25 protein-coding genes are annotated in these 22,552 nt (G+C 54.7%); 14 read left to right on the forward strand and 11 right to left on the reverse strand.

Annotated elements, in window-relative coordinates:
* Positions 1 to 19: 19 nt before the first annotated feature.
* Complete coding sequence (locus tag L579_RS18195) at positions 20 to 3,034, reverse strand: glycoside hydrolase family 18 protein (RefSeq protein ID WP_021185647.1); 3,015 nt, start codon at positions 3,032 to 3,034, stop codon at positions 20 to 22.
* Between the two features lie 188 nt (positions 3,035 to 3,222).
* On the reverse strand, positions 3,223 to 3,471 hold the full coding sequence (locus L579_RS18200; protein WP_021185648.1) for a DUF883 family protein: 249 nt from the start codon (positions 3,469 to 3,471) through the stop codon (positions 3,223 to 3,225).
* A gap of 129 nt (positions 3,472 to 3,600) precedes the next feature.
* Between L579_RS18200 and L579_RS18205 the strand changes: the two genes are divergently transcribed.
* Positions 3,601 to 3,810, forward strand: a complete 210-nt coding sequence (locus L579_RS18205) for a DUF2767 family protein (RefSeq protein ID WP_021185649.1) — start codon at positions 3,601 to 3,603, stop codon at positions 3,808 to 3,810.
* A 34-nt stretch (positions 3,811 to 3,844) separates the two neighbouring features.
* On the opposite strand, the gene L579_RS18210 is transcribed toward L579_RS18205, so the two are convergent.
* From L579_RS18210 to L579_RS18220, 3 genes are read right to left on the reverse strand one after another with little or no spacing between them, the layout of a single operon-like run.
* Entirely contained in the window at positions 3,845 to 4,852 is a 1,008-nt protein-coding gene (locus tag L579_RS18210) for a Ppx/GppA phosphatase family protein (RefSeq protein WP_021185650.1), read from the reverse strand.
* 37 nt (positions 4,853 to 4,889) lie between these two features.
* Positions 4,890 to 5,441, reverse strand: coding sequence for a hypothetical protein (locus L579_RS18215; RefSeq protein ID WP_021185651.1), 552 nt, complete (start codon positions 5,439 to 5,441; stop codon positions 4,890 to 4,892).
* Positions 5,442 to 5,484: 43 nt separating this feature from the next.
* On the reverse strand, positions 5,485 to 5,814 hold the full coding sequence (locus L579_RS18220; RefSeq protein WP_021185652.1) for a hypothetical protein: 330 nt from the start codon (positions 5,812 to 5,814) through the stop codon (positions 5,485 to 5,487).
* 213 nt (positions 5,815 to 6,027) lie between these two features.
* On the opposite strand from L579_RS18220, the gene L579_RS18225 reads away from it, so the two are divergent.
* Entirely contained in the window at positions 6,028 to 6,210 is a 183-nt protein-coding gene (locus tag L579_RS18225) for a hypothetical protein (protein WP_036627398.1), read from the forward strand.
* A 3-nt stretch (positions 6,211 to 6,213) separates the two neighbouring features.
* On the opposite strand, the gene L579_RS18230 is transcribed toward L579_RS18225, so the two are convergent.
* Positions 6,214 to 6,570, reverse strand: a complete 357-nt coding sequence (locus L579_RS18230; protein ID WP_021185654.1) for a DUF4186 domain-containing protein — start codon at positions 6,568 to 6,570, stop codon at positions 6,214 to 6,216.
* Positions 6,571 to 6,669: 99 nt separating this feature from the next.
* Between L579_RS18230 and L579_RS18235 the strand changes: the two genes are divergently transcribed.
* The 3 genes from L579_RS18235 (at position 6,670) to L579_RS18245 (ending at position 7,839) form a co-directional block, all read left to right on the forward strand.
* Positions 6,670 to 6,894 (forward strand): YgdI/YgdR family lipoprotein, encoded by a 225-nt coding sequence (locus tag L579_RS18235; protein WP_013508714.1) that lies wholly within the window; start codon positions 6,670 to 6,672, stop codon positions 6,892 to 6,894.
* Between the two features lie 123 nt (positions 6,895 to 7,017).
* On the forward strand, positions 7,018 to 7,401 hold the full coding sequence (locus tag L579_RS18240) for a hypothetical protein (protein ID WP_021185655.1): 384 nt from the start codon (positions 7,018 to 7,020) through the stop codon (positions 7,399 to 7,401).
* Between the two features lie 24 nt (positions 7,402 to 7,425).
* Positions 7,426 to 7,839, forward strand: coding sequence for a GNAT family N-acetyltransferase (locus tag L579_RS18245; RefSeq protein WP_021185656.1), 414 nt, complete (start codon positions 7,426 to 7,428; stop codon positions 7,837 to 7,839).
* Here L579_RS18245 and L579_RS18250 read toward each other — a convergent pair whose 3' ends face one another.
* Together L579_RS18250 and ldcA are read right to left on the reverse strand one after the other, a co-directional pair.
* Complete coding sequence (locus tag L579_RS18250; protein ID WP_021185657.1) at positions 7,840 to 8,502, reverse strand: MBL fold metallo-hydrolase; 663 nt, start codon at positions 8,500 to 8,502, stop codon at positions 7,840 to 7,842.
* A gap of 24 nt (positions 8,503 to 8,526) precedes the next feature.
* The gene (gene ldcA, locus L579_RS18255; RefSeq protein ID WP_021185658.1) at positions 8,527 to 9,450 is read right to left on the reverse strand and encodes a muramoyltetrapeptide carboxypeptidase; all 924 of its coding nucleotides are present in this window, start codon (positions 9,448 to 9,450) and stop codon (positions 8,527 to 8,529) included.
* Between the two features lie 150 nt (positions 9,451 to 9,600).
* Here ldcA and emtA point away from each other — a divergent pair, with 150 nt between their 5' ends.
* Entirely contained in the window at positions 9,601 to 10,242 is a 642-nt protein-coding gene (gene emtA, locus L579_RS18260; protein WP_152521912.1) for a membrane-bound lytic murein transglycosylase EmtA, read from the forward strand.
* 39 nt (positions 10,243 to 10,281) lie between these two features.
* Here the strand turns inward: emtA and L579_RS18265 are convergent, their stop codons facing one another.
* Positions 10,282 to 11,232 carry a sugar-binding transcriptional regulator gene (locus L579_RS18265; protein ID WP_021185660.1) on the reverse strand — a complete coding sequence of 317 codons (951 nt, stop codon included), beginning with the start codon at positions 11,230 to 11,232 and terminating at the stop codon, positions 10,282 to 10,284.
* A 183-nt stretch (positions 11,233 to 11,415) separates the two neighbouring features.
* Between L579_RS18265 and L579_RS18270 the strand changes: the two genes are divergently transcribed.
* The 7 genes from L579_RS18270 to L579_RS18300 all read left to right on the forward strand — a co-directional run bounded on the left by L579_RS18270 (position 11,416) and on the right by L579_RS18300 (position 18,954).
* On the forward strand, positions 11,416 to 12,357 hold the full coding sequence (locus L579_RS18270; RefSeq protein ID WP_021185661.1) for a D-ribose ABC transporter substrate-binding protein: 942 nt from the start codon (positions 11,416 to 11,418) through the stop codon (positions 12,355 to 12,357).
* A gap of 13 nt (positions 12,358 to 12,370) precedes the next feature.
* Positions 12,371 to 12,982 carry a DUF2291 family protein gene (locus tag L579_RS18275; RefSeq protein WP_036627401.1) on the forward strand — a complete coding sequence of 204 codons (612 nt, stop codon included), beginning with the start codon at positions 12,371 to 12,373 and terminating at the stop codon, positions 12,980 to 12,982.
* A complete protein-coding gene (locus L579_RS18280; RefSeq protein ID WP_036627445.1) occupies positions 12,982 to 14,499 on the forward strand; it encodes a sugar ABC transporter ATP-binding protein in 1,518 nt (505 codons plus the stop codon). Before L579_RS18275 ends, L579_RS18280 begins: the two co-directional genes overlap by 1 nt.
* Positions 14,499 to 15,608, forward strand: a complete 1,110-nt coding sequence (locus L579_RS18285) for an ABC transporter permease (RefSeq protein ID WP_021185664.1) — start codon at positions 14,499 to 14,501, stop codon at positions 15,606 to 15,608. Before L579_RS18280 ends, L579_RS18285 begins: the two co-directional genes overlap by 1 nt.
* Before the next feature lie 91 nt (positions 15,609 to 15,699).
* Positions 15,700 to 16,530 (forward strand): transketolase, encoded by an 831-nt coding sequence (locus tag L579_RS18290; RefSeq protein ID WP_021185665.1) that lies wholly within the window; start codon positions 15,700 to 15,702, stop codon positions 16,528 to 16,530.
* Positions 16,523 to 17,467 (forward strand): transketolase family protein, encoded by a 945-nt coding sequence (locus L579_RS18295; protein ID WP_021185666.1) that lies wholly within the window; start codon positions 16,523 to 16,525, stop codon positions 17,465 to 17,467. The genes L579_RS18290 and L579_RS18295 overlap by 8 nt, the downstream gene beginning before the upstream one ends.
* A gap of 2 nt (positions 17,468 to 17,469) precedes the next feature.
* Positions 17,470 to 18,954: an FGGY family carbohydrate kinase gene (locus L579_RS18300; RefSeq protein WP_021185667.1), complete on the forward strand. Its 1,485-nt coding sequence runs from the start codon at positions 17,470 to 17,472 to the stop codon at positions 18,952 to 18,954.
* 210 nt (positions 18,955 to 19,164) lie between these two features.
* Here the strand turns inward: L579_RS18300 and L579_RS18305 are convergent, their stop codons facing one another.
* Positions 19,165 to 19,899: a flagellar brake protein gene (locus L579_RS18305; protein WP_021185668.1), complete on the reverse strand. Its 735-nt coding sequence runs from the start codon at positions 19,897 to 19,899 to the stop codon at positions 19,165 to 19,167.
* 183 nt (positions 19,900 to 20,082) lie between these two features.
* Between L579_RS18305 and L579_RS18310 the strand changes: the two genes are divergently transcribed.
* Positions 20,083 to 20,331: a GlsB/YeaQ/YmgE family stress response membrane protein gene (locus L579_RS18310; protein ID WP_021185669.1), complete on the forward strand. Its 249-nt coding sequence runs from the start codon at positions 20,083 to 20,085 to the stop codon at positions 20,329 to 20,331.
* 58 nt (positions 20,332 to 20,389) lie between these two features.
* Here L579_RS18310 and L579_RS18315 read toward each other — a convergent pair whose 3' ends face one another.
* On the reverse strand, positions 20,390 to 22,489 hold the full coding sequence (locus tag L579_RS18315) for a TonB-dependent siderophore receptor (RefSeq protein ID WP_021185670.1): 2,100 nt from the start codon (positions 22,487 to 22,489) through the stop codon (positions 20,390 to 20,392).
* Positions 22,490 to 22,552 lie beyond the last annotated feature (63 nt).

The raw sequence follows: 22,552 nt of genomic DNA on the forward strand, positions 1-22,552 counted from the left end.
TAAGCGAGTTGCTGCTTAATTATTTGTGGTATTTCCACGCCTGAGTCCAGCTGATACCGACTTCTGGCTCATAATGCAGCTGAGACCATTGTCCTGTCTGGCTACACCAGCCTGCTACCACGCACTCAAACACTTTACCTTTGTGGGTCACCACATCACCGGCTTTGTAGTTGTTGCCATAAGCCCAGGCTGGATAACCTGCGGAACCCGATAACGCCGGAACCGTAAAGTTTTCCATCAACTGACGCGTCTCTTTACCTGCGGTGACGTCCACCTTCAGATTCATCAGCTGAGGACTGCTGGTTTTTTCCACTGAGAAGGTGAAATAAGACAGTCCGTTGGTGCTTTCCTGAGTACCACCCATTGGCGACCATGAGTAATTCGGTTTGCTGGTTGGTGTCTGAGAAGATGCCACGGTACCTGTAATGAAGTATCTGTTGCCTTCGTCTTTGAATTGCAGACCTAACTTCATGCCATTGATAAATGCCTGATCGTTATTCTGCACTTCCTGAGTCACTTTCACCGCGTGTGTTTGAGTGGCAGAACGCGCACCTTTCACACTGCTGGCTGTCACTTCAGCAATATAATCTCCCGCAGCCAGACCCGCTTTGATCTGTCCGTTCTGATCGATACCATTGGCAACGACTTGTGCACCTTGCTTCAGCGTCCATGCATAAGTCACCTGATCAAAGTTAGCTTCGGCTTCCAGTTTAACCGGATTTGCTGAGGCCATATTATTCGAACCACTAATGGAAACGGCAGGTTTTACAACATTCACGGTGACGAAAGCTTCGCCAGATTTTTTGTCGCCATTGGTTGCGGTTACACGGAATTTCGCAGAGACATCAAACAGATTTTTCGGTACGACGATTTCAGCTGACGCTTTATCGTAAGACTTCAGATAAATATCGCTGTTGCCCTCAATACGTTCCCATTTCCAGGTCACAGAATCCTGGTTGCTGCCAGCAATTACCGGGTAGCCAAAGCCATAGTCACTGGTGCCCACCACATTGATGCTGGTTTTATCCAGTGTAACGGTAGGTGCCTGGCTTTCCGGAGTTTCCGGTACTTCTGGGGTGCTTGAGTTGCAATAGTTCTGACCGTTGAAGTTGTACGCGACGGGACCGGACATGCTCTCGTCCACTTTGGTCGGTACGCCATTCTGTGAGTCAATGACTTTGGTATCCACAACGCCGTTATAATCTTCGCTGAAGTTGTAGTAGCTGCCATTAGCCTGCTTGTTACATACTGCGGCGTTCATACTGTTCAGAATCAAACCATTGTCATTACTTGCCGCCCAGGCAAACATGCCACCCAGTTTGTATTTCTTCACCAGGTCGCCTTTCGCAATCACGGAACGCTGGGAATCGAAGGTTTCAACCTGTGCGGTTGGGTTACCATTGACTTTAGCGATGGGTTTCCAGATATACGCGGCTTCAGCCTGTTTATCGTAGTAAACGTCCTGTTTCTTGCTGATGATGTTATCGTACAGCTCACGATAATCGGTCACGCCATGCTCATAGGAACCGTTGCTGCCAAGCCCTTTACGACTCACTTCTTCACCGTTGGCGATACCATGCCAGAACAGTTTATCGTGTTCCTGTTTCACACTGACGCTATGCCAGCCACGGCTGTAAGCCGCTGCACCCACCACCAGTTTCTCTGATGGGAAGTTCGGGTTGTTGTCCAGAATGGCTTTCACTGCGCCTTCGGTGCTGAATCCGCGCTGCGTTTGCTCGCCAGTCATATCGTTGCCCTGGCCATCAATGATGATGTTACCGGCTTCGTCTTTGACTTTATCCTGACCACCCTGCTGGTAATATGTCCCGGCGATCGGTTTGGCATAGACGGCAGCCTGGTGACCCGGGTTGCGTGCGAAGGCACCGTACATGTCGTAGGTCATGATATTGATGAAATCAAAATCATCTTTCAGGCTGTTAAAGTCGATCGCGGCGAGTTTTGCCGGTGATGCACTGACGGCTGCACTCAACTGCTTACGCTGTGCACCGCTATATTTGGCATCCATCGCTTTACGCAGTTCTTTGACCAGCGCGGTATAGCGTTCTTTTTCTTTCTGATAACCATCGGTGGCCAGATTGCCCATCGCTGACGGTCCGGTAGAACCGACAAATTCCCAGTCAAGGTCAATACCATCCACGAACGGGTTTTCGCTGAGGAAGTTCATCACTGAGTTAACGAAGATATCGCGACCTTCTTTGGTTTCGACCATCGCATGGAACGGCGCACTCATCGACCAGCCGCCGATGGAGACCATCACGTTCAGCTGCGGATTCGCTTTCTTCATTCTTTCCAGCGCTTTCAGGCCATAATAAGACGCTTGCGGATCGTAGCGGGTGACATTGAAATCGCCCTGCTGTTTAGCCGGGGTATCGTTGCCTTGCCAGCTGGTATCGCCGCTTTCTGTCGGCAGGTTGCCCTGGCCGCACATGCCTTTGAGGATTTTCTGTCCGCGTTCATTACCTTCTGCTACCAGGCCGGTGTTGCCGGTGCTGGGCAGGGTGACATTGCCGGGTCGTTGTGCACCAAAATCACACAGGCCAAGGAAGCTCCAGAAAATGTGTGTCAGGTTTTTGGCCGGAACTAAATCAGCCGAGAACGAGCGTTCCCAGTAGGCCCACTCGTCATAATACATCCCAACAATCTTGTTGCTGTTCAGTTGGAAAGGGACGTTCTTTTCCAGATTGGCGGCAAAACCATTCTCGTTCTCTTTGAGAATCATTTCATTGCTGTTACCCGATGACGGATAAATGTCACCTGGCTTCGCGTATTCAACTTTATAGACTTGATAGTTCTTCGGGCTATGCGGATGCAGCCCTTCCATATCATTACTCCAGGCTTTCCACTGGATTTTGGTTTTGAGTCGCTCACCACGATGGCGGCTGACTTCACCTGCGGAGCCATGAAGATCGGCACTGATTTTTCCGCTTTCTTCTGGTGTTACTTCAACTGCAAATACATTGCTGCCATAAATTGCAGATAGCGTCGCTATCGCAATAATTGATAACTTCTTCACTGAACATCTCCATTGTATAATTCGATGAAAATAATAAATAAAATGCTCAGGGAATAAGTTGAGAGGATTCTCTGTGAACAATAGAAATGAGGAGGGAATTAAAGAGAACTCAGGCAAAGCCGAATATTTTAAAACATAAACTTACATTCACTGAATTAAGTTTGCGCCTCCATGCGCAAATCAAACGCTTACTTGCGCCCCAGTAAGAAACCGATCACCACACCGACACTGGCGGCGATGGCTATTCCGGTCACCGGATTTTCGCGTACGCTTTTAATCACACAATCGGCAGCATCCTGGGCGACATAGCTGGCCTGCGCCGGGTAGCGCCGTGCTGCACCTTTGAACCGATGTCGGCGTGATCCAGTGACTTCACCCACTTTTTCTTCCACCGCACCCGCGGCTTCATTCAATTTTGCTTCCGCTTTTCCAGTCATAAATGACTCCCTGATAATAGTGAATTGCCATTTCAGCGTAGTCAGGGAATACGTGAGCAGCAACCGGGGTTTGCAGGATAACGAAATCCTGACCAGGCTTGGTTTAGGTATTTGACGTCAGGAGGGGCGATGAAACGTGACGTATTAAGTGAAGACGATTACGACGAAGTTTGCCGGGTAATTGGTGATGCGGTGATTGTGCTGGCGGAGTGCGGGCACGAAACCAAAAGGGAAGAGATCACCAGCCTGCTAAAGCGTACTCGTCAGCATCGCGCCCATGATGAACGCGATGAACAACGTATGCTGGAACATGCTATCCGGCTGGTAAAACCGTCCTGAGAGCCCGGGCGTCAGACCGACGCCCGGCTGTCTTTTATTCCAGTACGACGCCCTGAATCAGGCTGGCTTTAACGACAGTGACATCCTTAATGCCAAGGGCGCGCATATAGCCTTCCACCAACAGCAAATTGCTGACATCGGTAGCGCGGTAATCGCCCGTGAGTTCGCTGTCACCTTTCCATACCTGCTGTTTTGCTACCTGTTCGAGAGTCGCCAGGTCATAGCGATTATCTTTGATTTTCAGTTGATTCTTAATCGAGAAACCGTGTACGCCGCCGATACCGATCACCCGGCGCGTAGCGAGATCTTGTTTAATCTGCGGCGGGACATCGTTGTGGGCGTAAAACTCGACAAAGCGCAGCACGGAAGGACGCCAGGAGCCAATTGGATTAGGAGAGGTGGCTGATGGCTGGTTCTTTAATACATCGACGATAAAGTTCTTCAGCGTGACCGAGGCGAGTTTACCTTGATAGACGTCCGAAACCGTCTTACCTGACTGGTCACGCCAGGCGGTCATCTGCATCGAGCCGCCGCCGATGTCCCAAACCAGCAGGTCGTTATCGCGTAATGTCGGGTCATGCAGTGCTGCTTTAGCGGAACGGAACCCCAGTTCGGCTTCCTGCTGCTGGCTGATGATTTTGAGTTGTACACCCGCTTGCTGATTAAAACGGTCAATCACCGCCTGGCCGTTACTGGCAGAACGGAACACCGCAGTGGCGACACCGCTGATACGCTGCGGGTGATAGCGCCGAGCCTGAGTGACTAACTGCTGCAAGGCAGTCAATCCCTGTTGTTGGATCGCCTCATCCAGTTGGTTGTTGCCGGAACGTGCCAGCGCATCGTTGTAACCCACCGGGCGCTGATCTTCAAACAGCACTTTGCCCAATTGATGTTGGCAGATATTCACTTCAGTCACGGCAATTTTGGTGGTACCGGATCCCATATCGATTCCGGCGCGGGTTTGCCAGCAGTTATCAGCAAAGGCCAGTGAAGGCAGAAATACGGCAAAAAACAGCACTACAACGCGTACCACAAGTCGCATAGCGGCTCCTGTCAGAGGAAAATAATGAAAGGGAAAATTAACGTGTACCGCGATAAGCCGGATACCAGCTCACGAGGAAATGACGCAGATGATCAAAACACCATTCGGCATCTTCCGCCTGCTGGCAGTAGTAGCGTAGGGTGACTTTTTCATAGTGCAGATGGCGTTGATGCAGGGGTGACCAGCTCCAGTCAAGCACTGCGCGCGCATAATTAACCAATGCGCCACCGGCCATATTGTGTTGCTTCTCCTGGCGGGAGAGATAGATTTCAAAGGCCTGGTCGAGAGCGAGTGCCTCGTCCTTGCTGCTGGCCGAGTAGAGGGGGCGGAAAGCCACATCAATAAAACCGCACACCCCATCGTCACGCTGCTGCCAGTCACAGGCCAGCGTCATAAACAGGCCGTCCTGTAAATTCACTTCTTCCAGCAAACGCCGGAGATTGGCGGAGTGCTGACACACCGCAATCTCTTCAATGCGGTCAGTCTCCAGGGTGAGATCAATGCCGCAGGGGTTGACTGAACCATCCGCATTGGCGGTCGCGGGGAAGGGAAATTCGATATAGCCGTTATTATCCAGACTCTTTTCCATGACCCAGTCTCTCAGCTTGACGATTTCTGACAATAAACACGGCTTACGGGCATGTCCAGGTGATCATGGTGTTTTGATACGGATTAATCAGGCGGAACTGTTTATCCGACAAACGCTGGGCGTAATAGCCCTCGCGGGTCACCGCTGAAGGGACGTACTGAAAGCGATCGTTTGAGTGGAGGGGGCCACTTTTTACCATGACGCCATCTTTGCTGACGGAGAAGGCGCTAACCAGGTCGAAAATACGTGCTTCGGTGTTGCCCATCGCCTGACCATAAATGGTAGCGACTTGTCCGGGACAATCTACCCCTTTTGGGGCAGAACTACAGCCTGCCAGTAACAATAAGGTGAGTACAACGGTAGTTCGCAACATGGTCCTGTTCCTGGTTCGATCCCTGGTTTGCCGTGGCACGAAAACTCTCTTGAATGACCACGATATGCTGATCATAGCAGGTCTGGCGCCGCTTCCCATTTGCTATTTGCGTAATCGTTAAGCGATGAGAATGTTAAGGGGGTGACTTTGCTAGCAGATAAACGTTATTCTTGCCACTCTTGCGCGATGGACCAGCCTAACCGGGGGGAATGAATGAGAGAAGAACAAGCCAGTCTAATGATTCTTCAGCATGCGATTGATAAGCTTGAAGCCGAACAAAAGCAGCAGGTGATGAACTGTGTCGCGGCAATTCGCGCAACCATGCAACAATTTAATCCTGATGATGCCGGCCTGGCGTTGATGTTAGTGGCGGCTGAAGTGGCCGCCGAAGAGTAGTCCTTAGCGATTCATTTCTCCTGACAACCAGCGGTGGATAATGCGTACGATGTATTGCTGCTGGTCTGTCGATAGCGGCTGATGTGCCGCAATACCATGCCATTTTGCCAGACACCCTCGACAGCAGGTTGCGGTCGCGTGTTGGGCGATAAACACCGGATGACCTCGCATTGGCGTCTGTTTCCCGTCGTTTTGTGGCTCAGCATTCGCCAGGCGACGCGCAATAAAATCCGCCGCATGCTGGCCGATAATCTCCGGCCCTTTATCCAGGCAATACTGCCGCTCCTTTGGCCCCAGGTGAAAGCGACTGCGAAAGGTCGATTGTGCCAGGCCCGCGAAGAGCGCGTTTTCATCTCTCATAACATCCTCCTGGCGCGATCATAGCGCATTAGTCCTTATCCTGGTTCAGTTTCCTGTTACCTGTGCTAAACCTGACCCTGAGTCCAAAAGGAGGATGAGATGAAAAAAACACTGTTTCTGATTGGTACTTTTAGTCTGGGCCTGCTGCTGGCCGGTTGCGCATCTGACCATGTGATGCACACCAATGATGGTCAAACCATTGTCACCGAGGGCAAACCGGTGGTTGATAAAGATACTGGCATGATTACTTACAAAGATATCTACGGTAAGGAACAGCAGATAAATCAAAGCCAGATCAAAGACATGTCTTCAGTAGATAATTGATTTTTCCTCGCCAGAACCTTGCGGCCCGCCTTTAGCGGGCCATCCTGCGCCGCACGCTTTTATTTTGTGATACCCTCTGAAAAACCCTAATGAAATCATTACCTAACCTCAGCGGAGAATCCAATGAAGGCGATAGCTATTGTCGCAGGTTTGCTGGCGTGCCAGATTGCGCCCGCCTGGAGTGAAAGCGAATTCCAGATCGCCTGCCCGGGCCGCCCAACCATGACCGTCTCGCGCGCCGAGTATGGCCTCAGCATGCTGATGTGGCCGACACACCATTTCCAGATTGCTGCGGGTCAGCAACGTACCCATTTGCAGGACGGTGATCCGGTGGCGATTACCCGTTTCCGTAATGGTGACCAGTTAATGGTGAATAAAAACAATGGTGATACCTTTTTCGTTTATGCTGACAGCGATAAGCTGGTGCCCTGCAATCGCACGGAAAAGCGCGATATTGATATCCTCTCGCTGGAGCGTTACGACGATAACCAGCATCCGCCTTCATAACATTGCTGCCACAAGGAGTCGACTATGCAACTTAAGGTCACGGAAAGCGTCACTCATCAGGATCTCGATGAGGTTCGCCTCGGGCTGAATGCGTTTAACAGCCGCTTTATCAATGTCGATGAAATCAAATCGATTGGCGTGTTTGTTACCGATACCGACGGGAAAAAACTGGCGGGACTGACCGGATCCACCAGTGGCAACTGGTTGCGTATTGATATGCTATGGGTTAGTGACGCGCTGCGCGGGCAGGGAGTGGGCAGCAAACTGATAGGCGCTGCGGAAGAAGAGGCACGCGCGCGCGGCTGCTGTTATGCCCAGGTGGATACGGCCAGCTTCCAGGCACGACCCTTCTACGAAAAGCTCGGTTACACCTTACGCTTTAGCCTGGATAACTATCCACGGCATCATCAGCGCCACTATCTCAGCAAAACTCTCTGATTAACCAGGCGGCCGCTGGCGTAAATCCAGCGGTGCCTGTTCTGCTTCGTCGATCGCCGCTAACCAACTTTTCAGCGTCATTTTCTGCCATGACAGATGGCCGCGGGTGGTGCTCATCAGCACCACATCCGGGCGTAATGAACGGTAGAGATCGAGTGATTGTAATAATTCAGCCGGATTGCTTTCCGGTACCAGAACGCTAATCCAGCGATTATGTTCGCGCGTCAGCGTGTCGCCGACGAACAGATAGGTGCGACCCAGCGGCGAGTGATAAAGGTAGCTGCTGCTGCCTGGGGTATGTCCTGGGGTAGGAAGCAGATGGAAATCGCCAAAGTGGACCTCCTGCTGGCTGAAGGTATCATCCGGCTCAATGATCAGGCTGACCGGACCGAGCGCCCGGTTGTGGCAATATAACGCGCTGTTAAAGCGCTGCTGAATCATCAGCGCGCCGGGAGCAGCCTCATGCCAGTGGGTAAGATAATGACGAATCACGCCACCCACATCGGCCAGCACCTCATGATCGAGCTGGTTTTCGACCCGACCAATCAACAGGTTGCCGCGCGGATGGCGCAACATAAACCCATGCATCATCAGGTCACTTTCCGCATTGTCTGCGGGAAATTCGGGTGTGGAGATCCACAAGTCCTCGTAAAGCGGCTTCAATGTCGGTCTCCTGCGGCAATGCCGTTAGCGCAATGTCGGGTGGCCGGTAAAGGCGAACTGGGCTTCTCCGTGCTGAATCTGCAAACTGGCGCTGGCGCCGAGGGGAAGCGTAACGGTGTCAGCGCTGTGACCAAAGGCCAAATCGCTGATCACCGGCAGTTGATACTCATCCCGCACGCGTTGCCAGACGCTCTCGAAATTGAAACCATTGTCGTAATCCGACAGCGTGGTACTGGTGAAGCTGCCGGTCACGATGGCTTTTTGCCGTGCCAGAATGCCACTTTGATGCAGCTGAATCAGCATGCGTTCAATGCGGAACGGATGTTCGTTCACATCCTCGATCACCAGAATGCCGTCTTCAATCTGTGGCAGCCAGGGGGTGCCAATCAGCGAACAGATCATTGCCAGATTACCGCCCCACAAGGTGCCCTGCCAGCGGCCTTCATCCGGGCTGCTACTGCGCCAGTGTAACTCGACTCCAGGTGAAGTTAGCGCTTGCCAAAAGTGCGAAACGGTAAAATCAGATAATGTCTCTGCGCCGAAATTACCAGCCAGCATCGGCCCACTGAAGGTGATCAACCCGGTTTGCGTCAGCAGTGCCAGTTGCAGCGCGGTAAAGTCACTGTGGCCGCACAAGGCGACCGGCTGATTCAGCAACTGGCGCTGTAGACCCACATAATCGACATTATCCAGCAAACGCGATGCGCCATAGCCGCCACGTACCGCCAGCACGATGTCCGGCAAGGTGCTGAGTGAGGCCAGTTGATTGACGTCATCCAGCCGCTGCTGATCGCTTCCGGCAAAACGCTGAAAGCGACGGGCGATGGCGATTTGATTGTCGATATGGTGGCCTTCTGCCTGTAAACGTGTCACGGCGCGTTGGGCAGCATCCTGATTGTGGCAATAACCGGAAGGGGCGATCAGACGTATCGAACGGGGGGCAACCATATTCTCATCCTGTGTGGGTTGACTTGCCGATGATGACGAAATGCGTTACGGAAGTCACGACCTGGCAAGTTTTTTTACGAATTTAGGACAAACGGTAATTTTACCCTGCGGCAAGCCAGGTATGATAGGTTGCGCCGAATCTATTGCGGAATCCAACATTCAGTGAAAATCCGACTACTTATGCTCTCTGCGTTATTGCTGGCGGGCTGTGCCAGCGAACCGCAGACCGTGGTAACGCCAGAGAAGAATACACCTTTAACCCAGGCTCCACCGTCAAAACTCAATGACGCCTGGTCAATGTTTACTGAAGATGCCGCCAGTCATTATGGCGTTGATGAAAAGCTTATCAGCGCCATTATTAGTGTCGAATCAGGGGGTAACCCCAGCGTGATCAGCCGATCAAATGCGGTCGGACTGATGCAGATCAAAGCCTCAACGGCGGGCCGTGCGGTGTATCGCGCCCAGGGACGTCGTGGTCAGCCCACTTCATCCGAATTACGCGACCCGGCAAAAAACATCGATATTGGCGCGGCCTATATCCGTATTTTGCAGGAATCGGAATTGGCAGGTATTCGTGATCCGCTGACTCTGCGTTACGCCACTATTGTTTCCTATGCTAACGGTGCCGGCGCGCTGCTGCGAACCTTCTCACGCGACCGCGATCGTGCCATTGCAATGATCAATGCGATGACGCCGGACGAGTTCTATCAGCACGTACAGAACAAACATCCGGCAGCCCAGGCGCCGCGCTATTTGTGGAAAGTCACCACCGCGTATCGCACCATCAGTTAATCCCGTAACGGCGTGATTTATCGCGCCGCTACGGTTGGCTTACCCCTCCACCAACAGCCTTGCGGTGGGATAATCCACAATCAGCACCTTCACATAGCCCCCGCGCAACGCACCACGAATCGCCTGAGCTTTCTCCTTGCCACCCGCCAGTGCTACCACCTGCGGGCAATTTTTCACCTGTGCCAGCTCCATACCAATCACCGGATCTTCAGCGGTGTTCAGGACGGGCTGCCCATCAGCGTCAAAGTAATGCAGACAGATATCACCCACCGCGCCACGTTGGGCGAGGGTGCGTAACATCTCTTCATCGTAGTAGTTGCCGGAATTACGCAACAGCGCGGAAGGCTCCAGATCGCCAATGCCGACAATCGCCAGATCCACCTGCTCGAATTTCTCCAGCACCACGGCAACATCGGGATTCACCGACAAGCGCTGACGGTCCTGCACCGAATGTTCAATCGATTGTGATGGCAGCAGCCATGCCGGGCAATTTAACAGCGCCGCGAGGTTCTGTGTCAGGATGGTAGCCTGAACATTGCCGTTGGTGCCGACACCGCCGAGTAACTGAATCACCCCGCGACAGGGCGCGTTAAGCGGATGCAGTGCATCCACCATTGCCCGGATCGTCCCGCTCCAAGAGGAGATGCCGATCAACTCATCGGCACGTAAACGCGTTTCCAGATAGTGCGCAGCAGCCGAGCCAATCGCCTGTTTAATCTGTAAGGCGGAAGCCTGCTCCGGCACATCGACGACGATCGCCTGCGGAAGCTGGTAAGTCTGCTCGATGGCTTTCTCCAGCTCGGGAAACACATTCGCGGGCGGGACCACGCTAATCTTTACTACGCCTTCCTTTACGCTGCGATTGAGAATGCGTGAAACAAAGGATTGCGACAATTTCAGTAGCTGTGCGATATCCGATTGCTTCAACCCTTCAACATAATAAAGGGTAGCAATCTTCACCATCAGCCGCTGTTCATCCTGTTTTGCCATGATTTATCCCTCTCCAAATCTGCCTGGTATTGTTAATCAGCCGGTCATAAATAACAACGCTGAACAATTTGTGATCGTTTTCGCTTTTTCAGGATCCGGCATTGGACGGCATCCTCGTTGGGGTGCATAGTCATTATGCATATAAAATCGCATTTGAATATATATTCAAGCGGAGAAAAACCAATGAAAGCATCCCTCGTCAAAGTTACCCTGCTGGCTTCACTCCTGACGTTATCTGCGGCCTCACAGGCGGCAGATAAGGGCCTGCTGGCCATTATTACCCCGTCACACGATAACCCCTTTTTTAAAGCCGAGGCCGATGGTGCGCAGGCGAAGGCAAAAGCGCTGGGCTACACCACGTTGGTGGCCTCGCACGATGATGACGTCAACAAACAAAACCAGTTGATTGAAACCGCCATCGCGCGCAAAGCCAAAGCGATCATCCTCGACAACGCCGGGGCGGATGCCACGGTAGGGCCGGTACAGAAGGCTAAAGATGCTGGTATCCCCACGTTCCTGATTGACCGCGAAATTAATAAGACCGGCGTGGCGGTGGCGCAAATCGTCTCCAACAACTATCAGGGTGCTCAACTCGGCGCGCAGAAGTTCGCCAAGCTGCTGGGTGGAAAAGGGGATTACGTTGAGCTGCTGGGCAAAGAATCTGACACCAACGCGGGTGTGCGTTCACAGGGCTACCACGATGTGCTGGATGACTACGGCGACATGAAGATGGTGGCGCAGCAGAGTGCCAACTGGAGCCAGACGGAAGCCTTCAGTCGCATGGAAACCATTTTGCAGAAGAACCCGAATATCGTCGGCGTGATCTCCGGTAACGACACGATGGCGCTTGGCGCTGAAGCGGCGCTGAAAGCCGCAGGTAAAACCAACGTCATTGTGGTGGGTTTTGACGGTAGCGATTACACCCGCGACTCGATCCTGAATAAAGGCAATATCAAAGCCACGGTGCTCCAGCCGGGCTGGGATCAGGCACAAATGGCGGTGGAGCAGGCGGATTATTACCTGACGCACGGCAAAGCGCAGAAGGAAGAGAAACAGCTGATGGATTGCGTGCTGATCGACGACAGCAACGCCGCGAAGCTGAAAAACTTCCGTCTGGCGCAGTAAGCGGGAGCACGGCATGAAGGGCAGAGCGACAGGCGTAATCATCATGGCGGCACTGGCGTTGATGCTGACGGCGTGCACGGTGGTGGATCTCGACGCAAACGGCAATCCCATCATGCCGCAAGATCCCCACGCCAAACCCGGCTATACCAATCAGACGCCACAGCAGATCGCCGAGGAGAGCTGGCAAAGTCGGGTGGCGCAGCCCGCAGAAAAACAGGCGCTCAGCTGGGGCGATATGGAAACCAAAAGCCATACGCTGAAAGCGGGCACCAGCGAAAGCGTGTTTGTGCGCGCGGGCGGCACCGTGACGGCACTGGATAGCAGTAACGATCGTGAGCGGGTGCTGACCGTCACCGTCAACGGCAAACCGGTCAAGGTGCTGATTGGCCCGGTGTTGCGTAGCAACGCCATCCGTGATGCCGCCGGTTTCCGCTTTGAGGAGTTCACCAATCAGGTGCAGTACGCACAGCTGACTAAAGCGTTGAACCGTCATGCGGTGAAACAGCTGCCCACGGTGGACAGTAGCTGGCAAGGCAAACCGGTGCAGATGTTGCTGGCGGTGACGATGGGGCCGGGCACGGTCGATGAAGTGGTGGCGATCCAGCTGCAACAGGGGAATGGATGATGAGCGACGAAATTATCCTGCAAGCGAATCATATGTCGATGCTGTTTCCTGGCACCCTGGCGCTGGACCGCGTGGATTATCGCGTCTGGCGCGGTAAGGTCAACGTCATCATCGGCGAGAACGGCGCCGGTAAATCGACGCTGATGAAAATTCTCGCGGGGGTGCAGCAACCAACCAGCGGCGAAATGTTTCTTAATGGCCAGAAGGTGGTGTTCCACAGTACCCGCGATGCGGCCCGTCACGGTATCGGCATGGTGCATCAGGAGCTGAACCTGTTTGAAAACCTCAGCGTGGCTGAGAACATTTTTCTCGGCCGCGAGATTCAGCGGGGTATCCGTCCGATCAATGAGGCTGAACAGGCGCGACGCACCGCCGCGTTGATGCAGCGCCTCGATCAACCCATCGCGCCACAGGAGAAAGTGGGCAATCTCAAGGTGGGTCAGCAGCAGTTGGTGGAGATCGCCAAAGCGCTGGCGGAAGATGCCGATATTTTGATCCTCGACGAACCGACCTCGGCGCTGAGTAAAACCGAGGTGGAAATCCTGTTCCGGGTGATTCGCGAACTGACGCGTCAGGGCGTCTCCATTATCTATATCTCGCATCGACTGGAGGAGTTAATGGCGATTGGTGATGTGATCACCATTCTGCGTGATGGACGCTTTCAGGCCGAAGCGCAGGTCAGCGATATCGATGTGCCGTGGATTGTGCGTGAAATGCTGGGCAGTGAACCGGTCAGCAATTTCCTCCCCGCACATCGGCAATTCGGTGCGGCAGTGCTGGAAGTGGAGCACATCACCTGCGTCAGCCCGAACGGCAATACGCTGGTGGATGATGTCAGCTTCCAGGTGCGTGCCGGGGAAATTGTCGGCATTTATGGCCTGATGGGCGCCGGTCGCACCGAATTGTTTGAATGCCTGCTCGGCAGCCAGCGCAACTATCTCGGCAAATTGTGGCTCGACAGCAAACCGCTGCCCACGCGATTGCCTACTGCTGAACGCATCCGCATGGGGATGAGTCTGGTGCCGGAAGATCGCAAACGCGCGGGCATCTTTCCCATCTCGTCGGTGGCGAGCAACCTGACCATCGCCAGTCTGTGGCGTCGTCTGTCACATCGCATGGTGATTGCGCAGCAGGCCGAGCGGGAAGCGGTAACCAGTACCGTCGGCAACCTGGCGATCAAGGTGTCGTCACCGGATGTTGCCATCAGCGCGCTGAGCGGGGGCAATCAGCAAAAAGTGGTGATTGGCCGTTCGTTGCTGACCAATCCGCGCCTGCTGCTGCTGGACGAGCCGAGTCGCGGCATTGATGTCGGGGCCAAAGCGGAGGTATTCCGCATGATGGTCCGGCTGTCGGAGCAGGGCATTGCGGTGCTGTTCTCCACCTCCGACCTGAAAGAGATCATGGCGGTGGCTGACCGTATTCTGGTGATGTCCGGCGGCAAACTTACGGCCGACCTTCCGCGTGCAGAAGCGGAAGAAGCGGCGCTGGTTAAAGCAAGTGCACAGGGGTTCTCGTGATGAAAAGCAACAGTGCCGTGGCATTCGCCGCGCAACCCGCAAAAGCCGTTACCTCTCGTGAAGGCCTGATCCTGCTGTTGTTAAAACTGCGCACCTTTATCGCATTGTTTTTGATTGTCGGGTTCTTTTCGGCCACGGTGCCGGATTTTCTCTCGCTCGGCAGCATGGTGATTATGGTGAAGCATATCGCGATCAACGCCTTCCTGGCGCTGGGTATCACCTTTGTCATCATTACCGCCGGTATTGACCTCTCCATCGGTGCCACGCTGGGCCTGTGCGGCATGATCGCGGGCTGGTTGATCACCAAAGGGATTGTGTTGCCAATGTTCGGCATCGCCATTTTCCCCAGCGTGTGGGTGATTGTGCCGCTGGTGCTGCTGGTCGGCGCGTTAATCGGCGCGGCAAATGGCTGGATTATCACGCGTTACAACGTTGCGCCTTTTATCTGCACCCTCGGCACCATGTACATCCTGCGAGGCGCGGCGATGCTGACGTCCGGAGGTGAAACCTTCCCTGGGCTTCAAGGGAATCCACTGCTCGGCAACACCGGCTTTGACAAAATCGGTGCCGGTTATTTTCTCGGTTTGCCCTGGGCTATCTGGATGATGATCGTGCTGGCGTTGGTGATTGCTTACATTGCGCGACGGCTGCCCTTTGGTCGCCAGGTGTATGCCATTGGCGATAACGAACGTGCCGCAGAACTCTCCGGGGTGAAGGTCAGGCAGGTAAAAATCTGGGTGTATACCTTGTCCGGGTTCTGTGCAGCGATTGCCGGGATTGTGGTGTCCTCGCAGTTGGTTGCCAGCCATCCGGCCAACGGTACCTCCTTTGAAATGAACGCCATCGCGGCGGTGGTGCTCGGCGGCACCTCACTGGCAGGAGGACGCGGTACCATCCTCGGCACGCTGGTGGGGGCCTTTGTCATCGGCTTTCTCGCCGACGGCTTAATCATGATGGGGGTCAGCGAGTTCTGGCAGATGGTGATCAAAGGTATCGTCATTATCGTCGCGGTAATCATCGACCAGATGCAGAGCCGGATGCAGCAAAAGGCCGCCGTGGTGGCCCAGAAAGCGCTGATTGAAGAGGGAGGCAGCGGAACGAAGCTTTAATCGGTTGGGGCGCAGACGGCATTTGTCTGTCCCCCTTTTTTTGCTATGCAGGAATATATATTCAGTAACGATTTAAAATTCAGAGGTAACCATGAATCCTTTCAAATACTCTGTGGACGAGCTGACCGCCAAAGCGCGCGCGGTGCGTCGTCGCATCATCCAGCTCAACGCTGGTAGCCCGGCGGGTGGACACACCGGGGCCGATTTGTCGCAGGTCGAAATCCTGACGGCGCTCTATTTTCGCATTCTCAACTGCGCGCCGGACCGCATCAACGATCCGCAACGCGATATGTATATCCAGTCAAAAGGCCATGCGGTGGGGGGCTATTACTGCGTGCTGGCTGAAGCCGGTTATTTCCCGACGGACTGGCTCCCCAGCTATCAACATTCCGACTCCCATCTGCCGGGTCATCCGGTGCGACAAAAAACGCCGGGCGTGGAGCTGAATACCGGCGCACTCGGCCACGGATTGCCGGTGGCGGTGGGCATCGCGCTGGCCGCGAAAAAAGATGGCAGCAACAGAATGGTGTATGTGGTGACCGGCGATGGTGAGCTGGCAGAGGGCAGTAACTGGGAAGCGGCGCTGGTTGCGGCCCATTATGGCCTCGATAACCTGGTGATCATCAACGATAAGAACAAGTTACAGCTGGCAGGGCATACCCGCGACATTATGAATACCGATCCGCTCCCTGAGAAATGGCGCGCGTTTGGTTTAGAGGTCACGGAATGTAATGGCAACGATATGGCGGCAGTGGTGACAACGTTGGAAAACCTGCCGCGTAACGGCAAACCGCAGGTGGTGGTGGCCGATACCGAGAAGGGCTTTGGTATCTCGTTTATTCAAAGCAAAGCTGAGTGGCATCACCGGGTACCGAAGGGAGAAGAGATCGCTCAGGCGCTGGAGGAGTTGAAAGATGAGTAACGCACAACACCTGGCCAATGTCATGGTCAATGCTTTTATCGATGCGGTCAATCGCGGTATTGATCTGGTGCCGGTGGTGGCGGATTCGACCTCCACCGCCAAAATCGCTCCCTTTATCAAGGCGTTTCCGGATCGGCTGGTCAACGTCGGCATCGCCGAACAGACGCTGGTTGGCACCGCGGCCGGGCTGGCGATTGGTGGCAAAGTAGCGGTGACCTGCAACGCCGCACCCTTCCTGATTTCACGCGCCAATGAACAGGTGAAAGTCGATGTTTGTTACAACAACACCAACGTCAAATTGTTTGGTCTGAATGCCGGTACCAGCTACGGCCCGCTCGCCAGTACCCACCACAGCATTGATGACATCGCGATTATGCGTGGTTTCGGCAACATCGAAATTTATGCGCCATCCTGCCCGCTGGAGTGTCGTCAGATAATCGACTACGCGCTGGATCATGTTGGACCGGTGTACATCCGTCTCGACGGCAAGGACTTGCGCCAGCTGCACGATGACAGCTACCAGTTCCGTCCCGGCAATATCGATGTCTTGCGCAGCGGAAAAGATATTGCGCTGGTGGCGATGGGGTCGACGGTGCATGAGATTGTCGATGCGGCTGAGCTCCTGCAAGGCCAGGGAATCGACGCAGGTGTGATCGCCATTCCATCGATTCGCCCTTGTGATACCCAACAACTGCGTGAACTGTTAAATCACTACCCTGCGGTGATTACCGTCGAGGAGCACAACGTCAATGGTGGCGTCGGTAGTCTGGTGGCTGAGGTGCTGGCGGAAGGGGGATGTGGCATTCCGTTATTGCGGCTCGGCATTCCCGATGGGCAATACGCGATTGCGGGCGACCGTGCCTCAACCCGTGCGCGACATAGCATCGATGCGGCCAGCGTGGTGAAAAATGCGCTGCGTATCTGCACAGGAGAGTAAACATGGCAGGTCCGTTAATTCTGGCGATCGATGAGGGCACCACCAACGCCAAGGCGATCGCCGTGGATCGCAGTGGCGCGGTGGTGGCGCGCGGCAGTCAGCCGCTGGCACTCAACCATCCTCAGCCTGGCCTGGCGGAGCAGGACCCTTTAGCCATCTGGCAGGCGGTGAAACAGGCGGTAAGCGACTGCCTTGCGCAGTGCCACGGCGAGCCTGTGGAGGCGGTGGCGATCAGCAACCAGCGTGAATCGGTGTTGATCTGGCAACGGCGCGATGGGCAACCCTTAACCCCGTTGGTGAGCTGGCAGGATCGCCGTTCCGAATCGTTCTGTCGTGACTTACGCCAGGCGGGAAAAGCACCGCGTATCACCGGCCTGACCGGGCTGGCGGTGGACCCGATGTTTCCCGCGGCCAAGCTGACCGGTATGCTGGCGACCTTGCCGGATGGTCTGGCGCGTGCGCAGGCGGGGGAGTTGTGTATTGGTACGGTCGACAGTTGGCTCAGTTGGCAGCTTACGGGCGGCAAATGTTTCGTCACCGATCATGCCAACGCCGCGCGCACCCAGTTGTATAGCCTGCACAGTGGCGACTGGGATGATGAATTGTTGGCGCTATTTCACATTCCCCGCGCGGCGCTGCCGGTCATCGTGCCGTCGGCCAGTGCGCAGGGGGAAGTGGCGATTGAGGATATCCCCGGTTTGCCACCCGGCACGCCGCTGCTGGCACGCATCGGTGATTCCCACGCCGCGCTTCAGGCACAGCGTAGCGGTAGCGAGGAAGTGGTGAAAGCCACCTACGGCACCGGCTCCTCGTTGATGATGTCGATGGCGACACCGTTACTGACCGAAAATGGCCTGAGCACCACGGTGGCGTGGCATGATGGCACTTTACGCTTTGCCTTTGAGGGCAACATCACCCATACCGGCTCGGGGGCTGCCTGGCTGGGACGGATGATTGGCATCAGCGACCCGCGTGAGTTGACCCGACAGGCGCAAAGCACCGCGAGCAACCAGGGTATCTATTTTGTCCCGGCGCTCTCCGGCCTCGGCGCGCCCTGGTGGGATCTGCAGGCGCGCGGCATGCTGTGCGGGTTGACCGATGCGGCAACCCCGGCGGTGCTGGCACGCGTGGCACTCGAATCCATTACCTTTCAGATTGCCGATGTGTTTTTTGCCATGCAGCAGGCGAGTGGCGTGCAGCTTCCGGCCCTGTGCGTTGACGGTAGCGCCACGGAAAATAGCTGGCTGATGCAGTTGCAGGCCGATGTGTTGCAACGCCCGTTGCGCCGCGTACCCACTCCCGAAGTCTCGGCGCTGGGAGCCGCGTTGCTGGCCGGACGCACGCTGGGCTGGTGGCAGCAGGGCAGTGACATGGCGGCGTTACAGGGGGGAAGCGTGATCTATCCGCGACAGGAGCAGGCGCAAAGCATGCAGGAAAATTATCAGGGATGGCTGGCAGCCGTGGCACGCTGTCGTTACCAGCCTTGACTGGAAGGTGCGGCCTGAGCCCTCACCCCAGCCCTCTCCCTCCAGCGGGAGAGGGAGACGTGCAATCTGCCCGAACTATTCCCTTCTCCCGCTAACGGAAAATGTGCTCAATCAGTTCCCTCTCCCGCTGGCGTGAATTGTGCTCGATCAGTTCCCTCTCCCGCTGGCGGGAGAGGGTTAGGGTGAGGGTAAAAGAAGGCGGCGCGGTCCTTACTGAAACCGACTCGCCTTATCACGCGCCAGACGCTCCAGCGCAAAAATCACCTGCTGTAGCTGGCGCTCCTGCACCGGCTCGATGGCGGTAAAACGGAAGCTTAGCCGGGGTGTCACGCGGGTTTCATTCTTACTGGTAATGGTGCTGCGCTCACCGATGTGCAGCAGTTGTGCCGTCACCTCAAACTGACCATATTCGCCCAGTTCGACGCGCAGTTTCTTAAAGGTGTCGCCGCTGTTTAAATCTTCCGGCAGTTTTTCATCCACCAGTACCCCAATGCCACCCAGTGACAGATCCTGCAAGCGAAAGCGTGCTTTGTTACCATCCGGCCATTCACTGTGGCACCAGAAGACAGGCTCCATCGGCGCGTTAACACGGAAGAATTCACGGCGTTGAATTTGCCACACCAGCTCCGGCAGGGCAGCGGCAAAGGCAGGCAACCCCTCGTAGTCCACCTTCTGCAAACTGCTCAGACTGAACTCGACTTTTGCCCCCTGAGTCTCAGCGGCGATGTTGACTTCACCACTCCGCAAAGCCATCTCATTATCCTGGCTATGGCTACCCAGATCGAAGATCACCTGATCTTCATCGGCCGCCAGCATGCGGCTGATAAACTGTCCGCGCGAGAAGTTCACCATTAGCGGGGTCTGGAAACGTAACAGGTCCTTCATTACATTCAGAACGGCCAATGTACCTCGTTTAATATATTGTTCTTTATCGGCTTCTCTCACGTCCTGCTCCACTATCCGATCGTTACTATCACGCGTGCGCGGCTTTCCGTCAGTTATCGGTACATGATAAAAAAGCTTTAGCCTGCTAACTATTATTTCCCGTTGCGTTTGTGCAGCAGCTCAAAATATTCCGTCTATACTTAGCGCTGTGAACACCTTGATTAATAAAGTAAGGAGCAACAAATGGGTATTCTTTCATGGATTATTTTTGGTCTGATCGCCGGGATTGTCGCTAAATGGATTATGCCGGGTAAAGACGGTGGCGGATTCATTATGACCGTAGTTCTCGGCGTAGTGGGTGCGGTGGTTGGTGGCTGGATCAGTACCCTGTTTGGCTTTGGTAAGGTGGACGGATTCAACTTCGGCAGCTTCGTAGTGGCGGTGATTGGTGCCATTGTGGTGCTGTGGATTTATCGTAAAGTGCGCAGTTAACCCATCCGGTTTCCCTGAAACCCGTCATCTGGCAGCAGATGGCGGGTTTTTTAATCAATTAAAAATCGTAACCGATGGTCGCTGTCACGGTGCGTTCCGCGCCGCGGTAGCAATAACCGGTGCCATAGCAGGCGGCGAGATATTTACGATCGGTCAGGTTATTACCACTGACCTGCAACCATGCACCTTTCAGGCTGCTGTTCCACGCCGCCAAATCGGCACGTAATGACGCATCAAACAAGGTCACCGAAGGCAAACGCGTGGTGTTTTCGTTATCCGCCCACTGCTTACCAATGTAACGCACGCCAGCTCCGGCACTCAGACCGTAGTCGAACTGATAATGACCCCAGAATGACGCCATGCTGTTGGGGGTGACATACGGGGTATGGCCGTCGTTGCCATCAACAGAATCTTTAAAGCGCAGATGATTCAGCGTATACCCGGCGATGGTGCTGAAGCGTGGCGTAATCTGGTTACGTGCTTCCAGCTCGATACCCTGTGAATGGACCTTGCCCGATGGCGTATAGGTGCCGGAAATCACATCACGGTTGGCAACATCATTCTGCGTCAGGTCGTACACCGCAATCGAATACATATCGCGTGTGCCAACCGGCTGATACTTCAGGCCGGCCTCGTATTGTTCAGAGGTTGTCGGTTTTAGCTGGTTGCCGTAGGGGTCGGTCAGAGAAGCAGGGGTGATGGCCTGGCTCCAGCTGACATACGGGGAGAGTCCATTATCGAAGGCGTACAGCAGGGCGGCACGGCCACTAACGTGATCATCCTGGCGGCGGCTGGTGCCATTTTCTGAAACGATGCGGTCATAGCGGCCAGACAGATCAAGGTGCCAGCGGTCCAGTTGCAGTTCATCCTGCAAATACAAACCGGTTTGATAGTAACGACGCGTCTCAGCTGTCCAGTCGTAGTCCGGCATGCTGCCCACTGCGACGCCGGTCCACGGATTGAGTGAGCTGGCGTAGCCGCTGGCACTGAGAATATCGTTCTTATAACGATGATATTCCGCCCCGAGAGTGACGCGGTGTTGTACCGCACCGGTGGTGAAATCCGCCTGCAACTGATTATCGGTTGCCCAGGCTGACAGCGACGAACGCTCGCCAGAATAATAGCGCGTCAGCAGGTCCGGGTTAGTTGCATCCCAGCCAATCTGGTAGACCTGATCCAGATCGACATTCGAGTGGCTGTAGCTGCCGGTGGAGTGCACTGACCACACTTCATTGAAACGATGGGAAAAGTCGTAGCTGTAAATCTGCTGATGACGTTTGAACTGATCGAGCGCGCTATCGCCTTCATAAAAACTGTCGCTCAGTTTGCGGCCATTGTGGCTGTAGAGCGTGCCTTCGGCAGGCACCGACCCATGATAGCCGCCTGACGGATCTTTTTGCAGATAAGCGCGCAGGATCAGGCTGGTATCGTCATTGGGTTGCCACATCAGCTGCGGCGAAATGGCGTATTTCTCTTCGCGAGTATGGTCGTATTGCGTGTCGCTGTTGCGGGTAATGCCGGTCAGGCGAAATGCCCACTGATCGTTAATCGCGTTGGTGTAATCAAAGGCCGCGCTGTTGGTCGCGTTGGTACCGGTCGACAGGCGGAAATGTCCCTCTTCAGCGAATTGCGGTCGTTTACTCACCATATTCACCAGGCCGCCGGGCACCGTCTGGCCATATAACGCCGACGAGGGGCCTTTAATAATATCAATGCGATCCAGGAACCAGGGATCCACTTGCAGGATATTAAAGCTGCCGCCATCGCTCATGACGCGCAGGCCATCAAGGAAGGTGTTATCGACATCACCACCGTGGAAGCCACGCAGCGAGATGGTGTCGTAACGGGTTGCTGCGCCGCCAAAGTTGGTAAACACGCCAGGGGTGTAATTCAGCGCCTGGTTAAGATCGGTCGCGCCCTGATCTTCCATCTGCTGGCGCGTCACCACCGAAATGGACTGCGGCGTGGTGATCAGCGGCTGGTCGGTTTTACTTGCGCCGCTACTGCGTGTCGCCAGATAGCCTTGCGTGGGGGAGGTGGCGCTCTCCTGCGGTTGTGCGGTGACCACCAGCGTATCTTCAGCAAAACTGATGCCGGGTAACGCCAGGGCCAGTGCGCACAGCACGCGGCAACGATTGAGGGTAAACAGGCAGGTCATCTTAGTTCCTTCGAAAGAAATGAGATAATAGAAATCGTTATAAGAGTGAGAATTATTATCTTT

Source organism: Pantoea sp. AS-PWVM4 (assembly GCF_000468095.1).
In the GTDB taxonomy this organism is placed as follows: Bacteria; Pseudomonadota; Gammaproteobacteria; order Enterobacterales; family Enterobacteriaceae; genus Pantoea; species Pantoea phytobeneficialis.

Excerpts from the sequence above, each read along its gene's own strand:
- L579_RS18220 (WP_021185652.1), bottom strand. The coding sequence starts at position 5,814 with ATGTTGCGAACTACCGTTGTACTCACCTTATTGTTACTGGCAGGCTGT.
- L579_RS18290 (WP_021185665.1), top strand. The coding sequence starts at position 15,700 with ATGAATCCTTTCAAATACTCTGTGGACGAGCTGACCGCCAAAGCGCGC.
- L579_RS18225 (WP_036627398.1), top strand. The coding sequence starts at position 6,028 with ATGAGAGAAGAACAAGCCAGTCTAATGATTCTTCAGCATGCGATTGAT.
- L579_RS18315 (WP_021185670.1), bottom strand. The coding sequence starts at position 22,489 with ATGACCTGCCTGTTTACCCTCAATCGTTGCCGCGTGCTGTGCGCACTG.
- L579_RS18300 (WP_021185667.1), top strand. The coding sequence starts at position 17,470 with ATGGCAGGTCCGTTAATTCTGGCGATCGATGAGGGCACCACCAACGCC.
- L579_RS18240 (WP_021185655.1), top strand. The coding sequence starts at position 7,018 with ATGAAGGCGATAGCTATTGTCGCAGGTTTGCTGGCGTGCCAGATTGCG.
- L579_RS18285 (WP_021185664.1), top strand. The coding sequence starts at position 14,499 with ATGAAAAGCAACAGTGCCGTGGCATTCGCCGCGCAACCCGCAAAAGCC.
- L579_RS18275 (WP_036627401.1), top strand. The coding sequence starts at position 12,371 with ATGAAGGGCAGAGCGACAGGCGTAATCATCATGGCGGCACTGGCGTTG.
- L579_RS18205 (WP_021185649.1), top strand. The coding sequence starts at position 3,601 with ATGAAACGTGACGTATTAAGTGAAGACGATTACGACGAAGTTTGCCGG.
- L579_RS18295 (WP_021185666.1), top strand. The coding sequence starts at position 16,523 with ATGAGTAACGCACAACACCTGGCCAATGTCATGGTCAATGCTTTTATC.
- L579_RS18230 (WP_021185654.1), bottom strand. The coding sequence starts at position 6,570 with ATGAGAGATGAAAACGCGCTCTTCGCGGGCCTGGCACAATCGACCTTT.
- L579_RS18310 (WP_021185669.1), top strand. The coding sequence starts at position 20,083 with ATGGGTATTCTTTCATGGATTATTTTTGGTCTGATCGCCGGGATTGTC.
- L579_RS18280 (WP_036627445.1), top strand. The coding sequence starts at position 12,982 with ATGAGCGACGAAATTATCCTGCAAGCGAATCATATGTCGATGCTGTTT.
- L579_RS18200 (WP_021185648.1), bottom strand. The coding sequence starts at position 3,471 with ATGACTGGAAAAGCGGAAGCAAAATTGAATGAAGCCGCGGGTGCGGTG.
- ldcA (WP_021185658.1), bottom strand. The coding sequence starts at position 9,450 with ATGGTTGCCCCCCGTTCGATACGTCTGATCGCCCCTTCCGGTTATTGC.
- L579_RS18265 (WP_021185660.1), bottom strand. The coding sequence starts at position 11,232 with ATGGCAAAACAGGATGAACAGCGGCTGATGGTGAAGATTGCTACCCTT.
- L579_RS18270 (WP_021185661.1), top strand. The coding sequence starts at position 11,416 with ATGAAAGCATCCCTCGTCAAAGTTACCCTGCTGGCTTCACTCCTGACG.
- L579_RS18215 (WP_021185651.1), bottom strand. The coding sequence starts at position 5,441 with ATGGAAAAGAGTCTGGATAATAACGGCTATATCGAATTTCCCTTCCCC.
- L579_RS18235 (WP_013508714.1), top strand. The coding sequence starts at position 6,670 with ATGAAAAAAACACTGTTTCTGATTGGTACTTTTAGTCTGGGCCTGCTG.
- L579_RS18245 (WP_021185656.1), top strand. The coding sequence starts at position 7,426 with ATGCAACTTAAGGTCACGGAAAGCGTCACTCATCAGGATCTCGATGAG.
- L579_RS18210 (WP_021185650.1), bottom strand. The coding sequence starts at position 4,852 with ATGCGACTTGTGGTACGCGTTGTAGTGCTGTTTTTTGCCGTATTTCTG.